13 protein-coding genes are annotated in these 12,352 nt (G+C 66.9%); 6 read left to right on the top strand and 7 right to left on the bottom strand.

The genetic code is table 11. The features are described 5' to 3' along the window. Window positions 1–63 precede the first annotated feature (63 nt). From FNL14_RS02505 to FNL14_RS02480, 6 genes are all read left to right on the top strand, one after another. On the top strand, window positions 64–900 hold the full coding sequence (locus tag FNL14_RS02505) for an ACT domain-containing protein (protein WP_142057387.1): 837 nt from the start codon (window positions 64–66) through the stop codon (window positions 898–900). A 330-nt stretch (window positions 901–1,230) separates the two neighbouring features. Then, entirely contained in the window at window positions 1,231–2,592 is a 1,362-nt protein-coding gene (locus tag FNL14_RS02500) for an MFS transporter (protein WP_091419513.1), read from the top strand. Window positions 2,593–2,672: 80 nt separating this feature from the next. After that, window positions 2,673–3,353, top strand: a complete 681-nt coding sequence (locus FNL14_RS02495) for a GntR family transcriptional regulator (RefSeq protein WP_142057385.1) — start codon at window positions 2,673–2,675, stop codon at window positions 3,351–3,353. Beyond that, window positions 3,353–4,138, top strand: coding sequence for an aspartate/glutamate racemase family protein (locus FNL14_RS02490; protein ID WP_142057383.1), 786 nt, complete (start codon window positions 3,353–3,355; stop codon window positions 4,136–4,138). Before FNL14_RS02495 ends, FNL14_RS02490 begins: the two co-directional genes overlap by 1 nt. Window positions 4,139–4,171: 33 nt before the next feature. After that, complete coding sequence (locus tag FNL14_RS02485; RefSeq protein ID WP_142057381.1) at window positions 4,172–5,596, top strand: amidohydrolase family protein; 1,425 nt, start codon at window positions 4,172–4,174, stop codon at window positions 5,594–5,596. An 8-nt stretch (window positions 5,597–5,604) separates the two neighbouring features. Further along, entirely contained in the window at window positions 5,605–6,348 is a 744-nt protein-coding gene (locus FNL14_RS02480; protein ID WP_142057379.1) for an aspartate/glutamate racemase family protein, read from the top strand. Between the two features lie 10 nt (window positions 6,349–6,358). Here FNL14_RS02480 and FNL14_RS02475 read toward each other — a convergent pair whose 3' ends face one another. From FNL14_RS02475 to FNL14_RS02445, 7 genes are all read right to left on the bottom strand, one after another. Next, window positions 6,359–7,276 carry a diacylglycerol kinase family protein gene (locus tag FNL14_RS02475; protein WP_091419508.1) on the bottom strand — a complete coding sequence of 306 codons (918 nt, stop codon included), beginning with the start codon at window positions 7,274–7,276 and terminating at the stop codon, window positions 6,359–6,361. Window positions 7,277–7,359: 83 nt separating this feature from the next. Next, entirely contained in the window at window positions 7,360–8,733 is a 1,374-nt protein-coding gene (locus tag FNL14_RS02470) for an NAD(P)(+) transhydrogenase (Re/Si-specific) subunit beta (protein WP_142057377.1), read from the bottom strand. Next, window positions 8,730–9,050, bottom strand: a complete 321-nt coding sequence (locus tag FNL14_RS02465) for an NAD(P) transhydrogenase subunit alpha (RefSeq protein ID WP_142057375.1) — start codon at window positions 9,048–9,050, stop codon at window positions 8,730–8,732. The genes FNL14_RS02470 and FNL14_RS02465 overlap by 4 nt, the downstream gene beginning before the upstream one ends. Next, complete coding sequence (locus FNL14_RS02460) at window positions 9,050–10,219, bottom strand: Re/Si-specific NAD(P)(+) transhydrogenase subunit alpha (protein WP_142057373.1); 1,170 nt, start codon at window positions 10,217–10,219, stop codon at window positions 9,050–9,052. The genes FNL14_RS02465 and FNL14_RS02460 overlap by 1 nt, the downstream gene beginning before the upstream one ends. Window positions 10,220–10,383: 164 nt before the next feature. Beyond that, window positions 10,384–10,722, bottom strand: coding sequence for an MmcQ/YjbR family DNA-binding protein (locus tag FNL14_RS02455; RefSeq protein ID WP_142057371.1), 339 nt, complete (start codon window positions 10,720–10,722; stop codon window positions 10,384–10,386). Between the two features lie 120 nt (window positions 10,723–10,842). After that, window positions 10,843–11,655, bottom strand: coding sequence for an IclR family transcriptional regulator C-terminal domain-containing protein (locus FNL14_RS02450; protein ID WP_142057369.1), 813 nt, complete (start codon window positions 11,653–11,655; stop codon window positions 10,843–10,845). A 22-nt stretch (window positions 11,656–11,677) separates the two neighbouring features. Beyond that, window positions 11,678–12,352, bottom strand: a complete 675-nt coding sequence (locus tag FNL14_RS02445) for a 3-oxoacid CoA-transferase subunit B (RefSeq protein WP_142057367.1) — start codon at window positions 12,350–12,352, stop codon at window positions 11,678–11,680.

Here is a 12,352-nt window from a genome sequence, read left to right as displayed (position 1 = left end):
CCGTTCCCATGAATGGAACCATGGGGCAACACCACCGAAACAGCCCCGGCCGATGCTTGAGACATGAAGCCTCCCGCACGGAACACGCCCGCGGCCGAATTGAGCTGCGAAGTCTGCGGCATGATGCCCGAACCTCCCAAAGCGCGGCTGACCCTGGCCAACGTGGCCGTGATGCTGCCCATCGAACTCCTGGTGCACGCCGTGGTGGTGGAAACCCACCTGCCGTACGTGGCCAAGGTGTTGGTACTCACCCTCACTGCCACGGTGCTGGTGATCTGGGTGGCCGAACCGTCGGCAGCCCGGATCCTGCGCGGGTGGCTGCACGCGCCGGCGCTGCGCCACCGGCGGAAGTTGGGTGCCGCCCCTGCACTCTGGCGGGCGCGGACCGTCCTGCGCGATGAGCCGGGGTCCCTGCAAAAGCTGACCCGGGCATTGGCGAGGACCGGGACCAATATCCTCAGCATCCACGTGCACCCCGTGGCCGGTGGCGTGTTGGACGAGTTTGTCCTTTCGGCCCCGGGGCACCTGGGTGAACGCGAACTCCTGGACGCGCTGGAGGACGGGGGCGGCACCCGCTCGCACGTCTGGCCCACTACGGCCCTGGCGATGGCCGACGGGCAGACCAAGGCCCTCAGCCTCGCCGCGCGGATCGCCGACGCACCGGACGAGCTCCCCCTGGCGGTGGCCGAACTCCTCCAAGCCAGGATCCTCACCCCTGCAGATTCGGTGCTGGAGAAGCACGACGCCGGGACCCTCCTGAAGATCCCCACCGCCTGGCATGGCCCCATCACCTTCGTCCGGCCCGGGGAACCGTTCACGCCGGCAGAATCGGCCCGCGCCCACCGGCTCGCAGAGCTCGCCGAAATCCTCGCGCACCAGCGCGCCGGCTCCCCTCAGTAGCCGCCCGCCCAACTAAGTAGCGCTAAGTGTCGTTTTCGAGCTTTATAACGCCACTTAGCGCTACCTAGTTGGGATTTGGGGCAGTCACAATCGGTATTTAGCGGGGTCTCCACCCGCAGAATGCGAAAACCCTTGACAGTGGCGCGGGTCACTCCTACCTTTGATTTTGGGATCCCAAATTGGGATCCCAAAAGGAGATCATCCGTCCGGCGCTCCGGATCGCCGTACTGATCCTGTCTTACTCTCTGCGGGCCTTTCACCGTCCCATCCCGGTCCGCACACACAATTCGTACCTTCCCTATCCGTAAACTTCCCCGTGAAGGAGAAGCTGTGTCCATCCCCAACACTGAAACAACGCCGGCAGCTGCCGAAGGCACCACCGGCAAACCATCAAGCGAACCCGGCAAGGACGGCGTGCAACGGCGCACTGCCGTCCGCTGGAAGCTCTTCCTGCTGCTGCTGGTCCTGGTTGCGGTCAACTACATTGACCGCGGCTCGATTTCCGTTGCGCTCCCGATCATCCAGAAGGAGTTCAATCTCGCTCCTGAACTGGTGGGCCTCCTGCTCTCGGCCTTCTTCTGGACCTACGCCGTGATGCAGATCCCGGTGGGCTGGCTGATCGACAAGTTCGGGCCCCGCAAAGTCATGACCGCCTCCTGCATCGGCTGGGGCGCCGCCACCGCCGCTTCGGGCATGGCCGGCGGGTTCCTCAGCATGTTCATCGCCCGGATGGGCATTGGAGTCACCGAAGCCGGTGTAATGCCTGCCGGCGGCAAACTCAACGCCATCTGGATGCACAAGTCCGAACGCGGCCGCGGCGCCACCATCCTGGACGCCGGTGCGCCACTCGGTGCCGGGCTGGGCGGCATCATCATTGCAGCCCTGATCGCCTCCACCGGCAGCTGGCGCTGGTCCTTCGTCGTCGCCGGTGCCGCCACCGTGCTGATGGGCCTGGCCGTCTGGTGGTACGTCCGCGACAACCCCCGCGAGCACCGCGGCGTCAACGAGGCGGAAGCCGCCTACATCGAGGCCTCGCACGCGGCAGAGGATGCCGAGGCAAAGCTGGACGGCGGTCAGGGCAAGCGGGCACTGCTCCCCTACCTCAAGTTCCGTTCCTTCTGGGCGATGTGCTTGGGCTGGCTGGGATTCAACGGCGTCTTCTACGGCCTGCTGACCTGGGGCCCGCTCTACCTGGCCCAGGCCAAGGGCTTTGACCTGAAGACCATCGGCTGGTCCACCTTCGTCATCTTCGGTGCAGGCTTCGTCGGGGAAATCATCGGCGGCACCATCGCGGACAAATGGCGGGCAGCCGGGGCCTCGGCCAACCTCGTCATGCGCACGCTCCTGGGCATCTCCAGCGCCGTGGTCATCGGCGGCCTGGTGGGCGTCACGGTTGTTGCAGACCCCACCACCGCCGTCGTACTGCTCTCCCTGGTGATGTTCTTCCTGCGCTGGGTTGGCCTGTTCTGGAGCATCCCCTCCATCCTGGGCGGACGCACCAACGCCGGCGTGCTGGGCGGCGCCATGAACTTCAGCGGCAACATTTCCGGCTTCGTCACACCCATCGCCGTCGGACTCATTGTTGGTGCCACGGGCTCCTACACCTGGGCGCTGCTGTACTTCGTGGGATCCGCAATCATCATGGGCGCCTCCGTCCTGACCCTGAATTACAACAAGCGGCTTCCTGTCTAAGCTGGCCATCCGAGGCAATACGCAATCCGCGCCCCCGCTGCCGGGAGCCGTGTCATACCAAGAATCGAAAATGGAGCATCATGCTGACCGCAGAAGAGACCCAGGACAAGGACCGCCCCCTTCGCGAGACTGTCCGGGACACCCTCCGCACCCGGATTTTTGAAGGACACTACGCTCCCGGCACCCGGCTGGTGGAACGCGACCTCGCAGCAGAATTCTCCGTATCCCGGCTGCCGGTCCGTGAAGCGCTGCGCATGCTCCGCCAGGAAGGCCTCATCAGCGACCGTGGGGCACGCGGAGCGGAAGTCAGTTCACTGAGCCCCAAGGATGTAGAAGACCTCTTCGACGTCCGCCAGTCCCTGGAAGTCCTGGCGTGCCGGCTTGCCGCACAACGGGCCACCCAGAACGACCTCACGTACCTGTTGGCGCTCCTGGACAGCGCCGAAGGCTTCCTGGCAAAGGGGGCCGTCATGGACGCGCACCGGGCCAACAGTGAATTCCACGATGCCATCACCGGCATCGCGGACAACAATTTCCTCAAGTCGGCCCTGGAGCCCCTTCAGGGCCGAATGCACTGGTTGTTCCGCCATGTCAGCGACCTGCCCGAACTTATCCATGAACACCGCGAGCTGTACGCGGCAATCGCCAGCGGAGACCCGGACCGGGCCGCAGCACAATCCGCGTCTCATATCGGCAAGTACCGCGAGCAGTTTCCCGAGGACTTCCAGAAAACCGAACCCCAACTCCACCGGAAGAAATAATGCGACTCCTGGTCATCAACCCCAACATCAGCGACGATGTCACCGCCCTGATCGAATCCGAGGCCCTCCGCTCGGCCGCGGCCGGCACCGAACTGCTGGTGCGTACCGCAGGCCACGGCGTGGAGTACATCGAGACGCGCTTTGAATCCCTTCTCGCCGCCGGCGCCGTGGCCGAAATCATCGCGGAGCACACCCGCCCGGGAGCCGAGCCCGTGGATGCCGTTGTGGTGGCAGCCTTCGGCGACCCCGGCATGCCGGCGCTGAAGGAACTCACTGGCGTTCCCGTCGTCGGCATCACCGAAGCTGCTCTGTGCGCCGCCGCGCTGCAGGGCCACCGTTTCTCCATCATCGCCATCTCGGACCGGATCAAACCCTGGTACCGCGACTGCGTGGAGCGGTTCGGCCTGGCCGGAAGGCTGGCCTCCATCAGGTCCATCAACGAATCCCTCAACAGCATCGGCTCCGTCCAGCAGGACTTCAAGGAAACCCTCCTGGCACTGAGCCGGCAGGCCGTCGCGGAGGACGGAGCCGACGTCGTTATCCTCGCCGGAGCCCCGCTCGCGGGACTCGCCCGGGAACTCGCAGGGCAAATCCCCGTGCCTGTGGTGGACGGGATCTCCGCCGGCATCCGGATGGCCGAGGCGGTGGCAGGGCTCCAGTCCGGACCGCACCGCGCCGGCGCCTTCGCTCCGCCGCCCGTCAAGGGCCGCAAGGGACTGAGCGAAAACCTGGACGCCGCCCTCTCCGCCCGCCAGCGCGCCCTCCATCCGGCACCAACCGCCTAACCCCAACGCCTCATTTCGAGAAAGAGGACACCGATGTCCCGCCAGCCAGACCTCGTCATTGCCAACGCCACCGTAGTCAACAGCTCCGGCCGCCGGAACGCCCACATCCTGGTGCAGGACGGCCTCATCACCCAACTCCTCGACGCTACCGAAGCCGTGCCGGCCGCTGCACGGACCATCGACGCCGCCGGCCGCCTGGTGATTCCCGGCGGAGTGGATGGGCACTGCCACGTAGCCCAGGTAACGGGCCGGTTCCGCACCCTGGACGACTACCGCACCACCTCCAAAGCGGCCCTGTGGGGCGGCACCACCACCATCATCGACTTCGGCATCCCCCGCGACGCCCAGGAAACACCCCTTGCCGCCGTCCTGCACAAGAAGGAACTGGCCACCGAATCCAGGTGCGATGTGGCCCTCCATGGGGCCGTCATCAGCTGGGACGAAACGGTGCCATGGCAGCTGGAGCAGCTCGCCGCCGAGGGTGTGCGTTCGGTGAAGATGTACACCACCAACCGCGGCACCACCATGGCGGACGGGGACACCATCCTGAAAGTCATGCGGGAGATGGTCCGCCTGGACGGGCTGACGTACATCCATGCGGAGCACGATCCCATCATTGCGGACTGCACGGAGCAGCACGCCCAGGACGGACGTATCGGCATCACGCACCTGCACCGGACCCGGCCCGAACTCGCCGAGGAAATTTCGGTCAAGGAAACACTGGCGATGGCCGAATACACCGGCGCTCCCGTCTACTTCGTCCACCAGTCAACGCCGGGCGCCGTGGACCTGGTGACGGAGGCACGGGCCCGGGGCCTGGATGCCTTCTCGGAAACCTGCCCGCACTACGTCACGCTGGATGACTCCGTCTACGGCTCGGCCTTCCCGGAATGGTTCGCCTGCTGCCCGCCCATGCGCGACGCCAAAACGGTGGCCGCCCTCAAGGAGAGGCTCGCCTCGGGGGCCATCCACACCATGTCCTCGGACCACTCCTGCTACGACCTGTCCCAGAAACGGGAGCGCACGGACGACGTGCGGGCCATGCCGCACGGCCTGCCCGGTGTGGAAACCCGGATGCCTGTCACGTTTACGGCCATGACCTCCGCCGGCGCCTCAGTGGAGGACTTCGTTGAAGCCTTCTCGGCTGCGCCGGCACGGATTAATGCTGTCCCGGGCAAGGGCCGCATTGCCGAAGGATTCGACGCCGACCTGGTGGTCTTCGACCCCACAGAAGAACGTGTGGTGGAGGGCACCGCCCTGCACATGGGAACGGATTTCTCGCCCTTTGACGGGAAGCCCCTGACCGGCTGGCCCGCCGTCGTTGTTTCCAACGGCCGGGTGGTGCTGGACAGCGAAGGTTTCCACGACCCCGGCGCCGCCGGCCGCTTCATCCCCCGCAACGGCTTCCGAAAGCACCAGGCCACTCCCGCCGTCCCCGCCCACGCCGCAGCCCTCTAGGAGTCCCCATGCCCGCAACCACACGTCCCATCCGCATCGGCATGATCGTGCCGTCCTCCAACACCTGCCTCGAGCCCCAGACCTACCGGATCCTGGGCTCCCGCACGGACGTCACCGTCCATTTCACCCGGATCCCCGTCACCCGCATCGCCCTGGATGATTCCTCCGATCGGCAGTTCGACCCCGCGGTGATGCGCGAGGCTGCCCGGCTCCTGGCGACGGCGGATGTGGACGTTATTGCCTGGAACGGCACCTCCGGCTCCTGGCTGGGATCAGCCCACGACGAGGAACTGGTACGGGAAATCACCGACGCCACCGGCATCCCCGCCACCACCTCCACCCTGGCGTACCTCGAGGCATTCCGGGCCTTCGGCACCGAGCGGATCGGCCTGTTCACGCCGTATACGGAGGACGTCAACCACCGGGTCATCGCCGCCTACGAGCAGGAAGGGATCAAAACGGTGGACCACCGTGCCCTGGGCCTGAGCGACAACGAATCCTTCGCGCGCGTGACCGACGACGAGATGCTCCCGGGCTCGCGGGAGTTGGCGGCGGCTGCGCCGGATGCCCTGGTGTATCTGTGCACCAACCTCTACGGCGCCAACATCGCTGCCGGCATCGAGGAAAGCACCGGGGTGCCCGTGCTGGATTCGGTGGCCGTGACGCTATGGCATGCCCTCAAGCTTTCCGGGGCACCGCTGCTGGACCCGCGGTGGGGGAGACTGCTGGCCCAGCTACCGCCGCAGGGTTAGAGCCGCAGCGTTACATCCGCAGGGTCAGGGCGGACGGCTCCATGGTCATCAGGACGTGTTTGCCCTTGCCCTCGTGGTCGCCGTCGAGCTGGTAGTCGTCGTTGTGTTCCAGGGTGACTTCCACGGTTTTGCCCTGGAAATACTCCACCGCGGTGTCCTTGCCGCGTCCCTTGCCGATCATCCCGGCGAGCACTGAGAGCCAGCCGAGCTTTCCGTGGTGGGGCGCCAGGACGGCAACGTCCAGCAGCCCGTCGTCCACCTTGGCGTCCGGAAAGATCTCCAGCCCGCCCTGCACCTTGCCGCAGTTGCCCACCATCACGCTGCGGACGCCGCGGTGCACCACGGTTTGGCCGTCAATCACGATGGTTGCCTTGACCGGTTTGCCGGGCAGGTTCCGGATGCCCGCATCCACGTAGGCCAGCCACCCCACCTTGTCCTTGAGGTCCTCGTTGGTGTCGGCCATGATGGTGGCGTCGTACCCCACCCCGGCCATCACCAGGAAGAGCTGCTCCTTGTCCGGATCGCTCCGGCGGGCCCGGACGACGTCGATCTTCCGCTCGGTGCCGATGAGCGCACCGGCCATAGCGCCGTCGTAATCCGTGACATCCATGCCAAGGTTGCGGGCCAGGAGGTTTCCCGTGCCGAGGGGAAGCAGGCCCATCGGGGTGTCTCCGCCGGACAGGACCTCCGCCACGCACCGGACCGTCCCGTCGCCGCCGGCGGCAATCACGATGTCCGCGCCCTGGGCGAGGGCTTCCTTGGCCTGCCCGACGCCGGGATCCTCCTTGGTGGTTTCGAACCAGAGGGTTTCGCCCCAGCCATTCTCCACGCAGTGCTTGGCCACCAGGCCGCGCACGTCGATGTCCACCGGCTTGGCAGGATTGATGATGATGGCTGCGCGGCTGGGGGCAGTGGAATTGGCAGTCATGGCGTCCTCTGGTGGCGGATGGAAAGGCTACTTCTCAAAGAAGAGTAACCCGCCGGGCGGGAGGTGCGGTGCAGCACGGCAGGCTACAGCGTTTTCACTGCGCCAAGGACTTGGGCCAGGGAGTCTTTGGCGTCGCCGAAGAGCAGGGACGTCTGTGGCTGGTAGAGCAGATCGTTCTCGATCCCGGCGAAACCGGGCCGCATGGACCGCTTCAGGAACACCACCTGCCGGGCATCCGCCACCTCCAGGATGGGCATGCCGTAGATAGGCGACCCGGAGGACGTCTTGGCCGCGGGATTCACAACGTCATTGGCACCCACCACCAGCGCCACGTCCGCCGTTTTGAACTCCGGATTAATCTCGCCCATCTCCTTAAGCGATTCATAGGGCACGTTGGCCTCGGCCAGGAGCACGTTCATGTGCCCGGGCATCCGGCCGGCCACCGGGTGGATGGCGAAGTCGACCTCAATGCCGCGCGCCTCCAGCGCCAGGGCCAGTTCGGCCGCCGTGTGCTGGCCCTGCGCGACGGCCAGGCCGTACCCGGGAACGATAATCACCCGCTGCGCGTAACCAAGCAACACGGCCACGTCCTCGGCACTGGAGGACCTCACGGGACGCACGCTCACGGCGGTGGATCCCGCCGTCGAACCTCCCCTGAAGGCGCCGAACAGGATGCCCGCGACGCTGCGGCCCATGGCGGCGGCCATGGCGCGGGTGAGGATGGTACCGGAGGCGCCCACCAGGGTGCCCGCCACCACCAGCAGCACGTTGCCAAGCACCAGCCCCGAGGCCGCGACGGCCAGGCCGGTGAAGGCGTTCAGCAGCGAGATAACGATCGGGACGTCGGCTCCGCCCACCGGAAGCACAAGAAGAACCCCGGCGGCGAGCCCCAGTACCAGCAGCAGCACTGCGAGCGGGGAAGAACCGGTAAGGATGACAGCGACGCCGGCCGCCACCGCCGCGATGAGCACCGCCGTCATGACTGCCGGAAGACCCGGGAACACCACCGGCCGTGTGGTCATCAGTTCCTGCAGCTTGGCAAAGGTGACGCCGGAGCCGGCGAAGGATACGGCACCGACGAGGAGGGTGAAGACGATGGCCAGGCGCACCCAGGGATCGTCCGCGTGGCTCAGCTCCAGGAGCGCCACGAGTGCGGCGGCGCCGCCGCCCACCCCGTTGAACAGCGCCACCAGCTGCGGCATCTGGGTCATTTTCACGCGCCGCGCCACCGGCGCGGCCACTGCCGCACCGACAGCTATGGCGGCAAGGATCCAGGGGATGTTCTCCAGCCGGGAGGACAGGAAAACAGCCACGACGGCGATCAGGGCTCCCAGCGCCCCGATCAGGTTGCCGCGGCGGGCGGTGCGCGGGGAGCTGAGGCCGCGCAGGGCCAGGATGAAGCAGACGGCCGCGGCCAGGTAGAGCAGGGAGGACCAGACGGGATCGAAGAGGGTCACTTGCCGCCCACCTTCCCCGCTGCAGCCTTTGTGCCGGCTTCCTTTCGGGCGTGGAACATATGCAGCATCCGGTCGGTCACCACAAAGCCGCCCACCAGGTTGGCAGTAGCCAGGACGACGGCGAGCAGGGCCACAGCGAGCACCCACGGGTCCGCTGCCTGGCCGGCCACGATGATGGCACCCACCAGGATGATCCCGTGGATGGCGTTTGCACCCGACATCAGCGGCGTGTGCAGGGTGCTGGACACCTTGGAGACCACTTCGAAGCCAACAAACACCGCCAGGACAGTAATGGTCAACAGGCTGATCCCGTCCATCAGAGCACCCCTTCCCGCCGGCTGCCGGCCCTCGCCGCGAGCAGTTCGGCGGTGGGCTGGTGCCGCACCGCGCCGTCGTGTGCCAGGCAGGCTCCGGCGAGCACTTCGTCGTCGAAATCCAATGCCAAAGCGCCGTCCTTGATCATCAGGGCCAGCAGGTTGGCCACGTTTTTGGCATAAAGACGGGAGGCGTCGGAGGCCATCGCCGACGGTGCGTCCTTCAGGCCCACCAGGGTGACATGGCCGGAGCCGTCGGCGGTGGGGACCGGAATGTCCTGGCCGGAGACAACACCCTCCACGTTGCCGCCGGACTCGGCGGCGAGGTCAACAACAACCGAGCCTGGGCGCATGCCCTGCACCATCTCGGTGGTGACCAGGAGCGGTGCGCGCCTGCCGGGGACGGCCGCCGTCGTAATGAGCACGTCCGCCTGCGCCACATGCGGGGCGAGCAGCTGCCGCTGCCGGGTGCCGGCGTCTGAGCTGAGCTGGCGCGCGTAGCCGCCGGCAGCCTCCGCGGTTTCGAGGTCCAGCCGGATGAAAGTGCCGCCCATCGAGGCCACTTCATCTGCGGAAGCGGGGCGGATGTCGTTGGCGAAGACGCGGGCGCCGAGCCGTTTTGCCGTACCGATGGCCTGCAGCCCGGCCACTCCGGCGCCCAGGACCAGGACCCGGGCCGGCGGGACGGTCCCGGCTGCGGTCATGTACAGCGGAAAGAACCGGGGCAGCCGGATGGCGGCTTCCAGCACGCAGCGGTATCCGGCGACGAGCGCTTGGGAGCTGAGGGCATCCATTGACTGGGCGCGGGAGATGCGGGGCACCAGTTCGAGGGCAAAGGCTGTGACGCCCGCGTCCGCGAGGGCCTCCACCGTCGGGAGTTCGGACGACGGCGACCCAAGCCCCGCCGTGACCGCTCCCCTTTTCAGGGACCTCACGGTGTTCGGGTCAAGGGGGCGGACATGGGCCAGGACATCCAGCTGCGCCAGGTCCAGCTCCGGGACCACCTGCGCTCCGGCCTGGTTGTACGCCGTGTCCGCGTGGCCGGCGGCGTCACCCGCGCCCGCCTCGACCAGCACGTCCACGCCCAGCGCCACCAACTGCTTGACCGATTCCGGTGTGGCGGCCACCCGCCGTTCACCCTCCCGGCGTTCCCGCGGTATGCCCAGTTTCACCCGCCGACTCCCATCGCTGCACGAGTGCTTCGCCGCCGCCCCTGTTTTCCCTGGTGGACCAGGGGGCTTCGCGGAGCGGCGCTGCTGCACGTAGTTGGCTAGAGTCTATGGCCCGTACCCCTGTGGCGGGAGTGGTGCGGCCGGCTTGGGTGGCAAAGAGTTACCTAGTGGCTGCCCGGGCCATCGGCGCGCTTCCCTCCCGCTTTCCCTCCCGCCAGGCGGTAGGAGTCCTCCAGCAGTTCCTTGAGCAGCTTCCCGTCGATCCGCTCGAGCCGGACCAGCACCAACTGGGGTGAGCGCTCATGATGGGGCGTCCAGAAGAAAATCTCCGGCTCGGTGCCGGCAAGGGCTTCACGCTCTTCTGTCTTGACCGTGAGGACTCCGGGTTCCCAGATCCTGGCCAGCAGGGTTTTGGCGAACCACGCCGGCTGGCCCCAGCTGGGCCGCTCTGAGACACCGGGCAGTGCCAGGGCAGCTATTCTGACATCAGCTTCGGTAGCCATGGGCCACAGTCTGCGCTCTGTGTACCGGCCTGCGCAATGAGGCCGGGGTTCGGTGCGCAGGGGCAGTCTCTGCTCGCTGAGCGGCGTGCTGGGTGCACCCTCCCGCGGGCTAAGCCCCTGTTACCCCCGGGCAGTCAGGTCCGCGGAGACGAGTTTCGCCGTCGCCACGATTTTCCGGGCCACCGATGCCAGGTAGGCGTCGGGGTCCGGTTGGGCTGCGACAGTCTGGGCCTGCAGCGAGACGTTGACGGCAGCCACGACCTTTGGGCCGTCATACACGGGGGCCGCCACGGACATCAGGCCCAGTTCCAGTTCCTGGTCCAGCAGGCACCAGCCCTGGGCGCGGACCGTGTCCAGCACTGCGAGCAGCTCTTTGGCAGTGCCGATGGCCCGCGGTGTGAGCGGTTTGATCTCCGCGGCCGCCAGGTATGCCTTCAAATCCGCGGGCGGCAGGCCGGCCAGGAGCACCCTGCCCATGGACGTGGCATAGGCCGGGAAGCGGGTGCCCACGGTGATGCCCACGTTCATGATCCGCCGGGTGGTTACGCGGGCGATATAGGCGATGTCCGTCCCGTCCAGCACCGCTGCGGACGTTGATTCACCGAGCTTCAGGGACAGCTCCTCCAAGTGCGGCTGCGCCAGCTGCGGCAGCGACAACCCGGACAGGTACGCATACCCGAGCTGGAGCACCTTGGCGGTGAGGGCGAAGGTTTTGCCGTCAGTCCGCACGTAGCCCAGCTCCACCAGGGTGTGCAGGAACCGCCGGGCCGTTGCCCGGGTCAGGTCCGTCCGGGCTGCCACTTCGGTGAGGGTCATGACCGGGTGGTCCGTATCAAACGCGCGGATCACGGCCAGCCCGCGGGCCAGCGACTGGACGTACTGGTCGCTGGCCTGCGGTGCAGCCGGGGTGTCTGTGCGGACGGCGTTGGTCATGGTTACCAATCCTAGGGTGGCCTCAGGCAGCTCTGGCGGCCTTGAGCGGGACGGGCACCAGTTCCTGGAGTTCCTCGAGGGTGCAGCCGAAGGTTTCACGGACCTGGACTCCGTCGGGGCCGGTGAGGAAGACTGCTTTGTCGGTGTAGACGCGGGTGACGCAGCCGACGCCGGTGATCGGGTAGGTGCAGGACTCGACGATCTTGGAGGCGCCTTCGCGGGTCAGGAGGGTCATCATGACGAAAACGTCCTTGGCCCCGGTAGCCAGGTCCATGGCACCGCCGACGGCGGGAATCGCCCCGGGTGCCCCGGTGTGCCAGTTCGCCAGGTCACCGGTGGCGGAAACCTGGAAAGCGCCCAGGACGCAGATGTCCAGGTGTCCACCGCGCATGATCGCGAACGAGTCCGCGTGGTGGAAGTAGGACGCACCCGGGAGTTCGGTGACCGGGATCTTGCCGGCGTTGATAAGGTCACCGTCGATCTGGTCCCCCGTGGCCTCCGGACCCATGCCGAGCATCCCGTTCTCCGTGTGGAGAGTGATGTCCTGGTCCTCGGTGAGGTAGTTGGAGACCAGGGTGGGCTGGCCGATGCCCAGGTTCACGAAGGATCCGGGCGCGATGTCCTTGGCCACGAGCCGGGCGAGGTCGTCGCGACCGAGCGGTGTGGTGGAGGTCTGGAGGGTTGTTGCAGTGGTCAT

This window comes from Pseudarthrobacter sp. B4EP4b (genome assembly GCF_006680095.1).
GTDB lineage: Bacteria > Actinomycetota > Actinomycetes > Actinomycetales > Micrococcaceae > Arthrobacter.
The sequence above is the reverse complement of the archived record's forward strand: the minus strand, read 5'-3'. Positions and strand labels throughout refer to the sequence as shown.

Coding starts and splice junctions, on each gene's coding strand:
- FNL14_RS02505 (WP_142057387.1), top strand. CDS start 64: ATGAAGCCTCCCGCACGGAACACGCCCGCGGCCGAATTGAGCTGCGAA.
- FNL14_RS02495 (WP_142057385.1), top strand. CDS start 2,673: ATGCTGACCGCAGAAGAGACCCAGGACAAGGACCGCCCCCTTCGCGAG.
- FNL14_RS02490 (WP_142057383.1), top strand. CDS start 3,353: ATGCGACTCCTGGTCATCAACCCCAACATCAGCGACGATGTCACCGCC.
- FNL14_RS02485 (WP_142057381.1), top strand. CDS start 4,172: ATGTCCCGCCAGCCAGACCTCGTCATTGCCAACGCCACCGTAGTCAAC.
- FNL14_RS02480 (WP_142057379.1), top strand. CDS start 5,605: ATGCCCGCAACCACACGTCCCATCCGCATCGGCATGATCGTGCCGTCC.
- FNL14_RS02475 (WP_091419508.1), bottom strand. CDS start 7,276: ATGACTGCCAATTCCACTGCCCCCAGCCGCGCAGCCATCATCATCAAT.
- FNL14_RS02465 (WP_142057375.1), bottom strand. CDS start 9,050: ATGGACGGGATCAGCCTGTTGACCATTACTGTCCTGGCGGTGTTTGTT.
- FNL14_RS02455 (WP_142057371.1), bottom strand. CDS start 10,722: ATGGCTACCGAAGCTGATGTCAGAATAGCTGCCCTGGCACTGCCCGGT.
- FNL14_RS02450 (WP_142057369.1), bottom strand. CDS start 11,655: ATGACCAACGCCGTCCGCACAGACACCCCGGCTGCACCGCAGGCCAGC.
- FNL14_RS02445 (WP_142057367.1), bottom strand. CDS start 12,352: ATGACCACTGCAACAACCCTCCAGACCTCCACCACACCGCTCGGTCGC.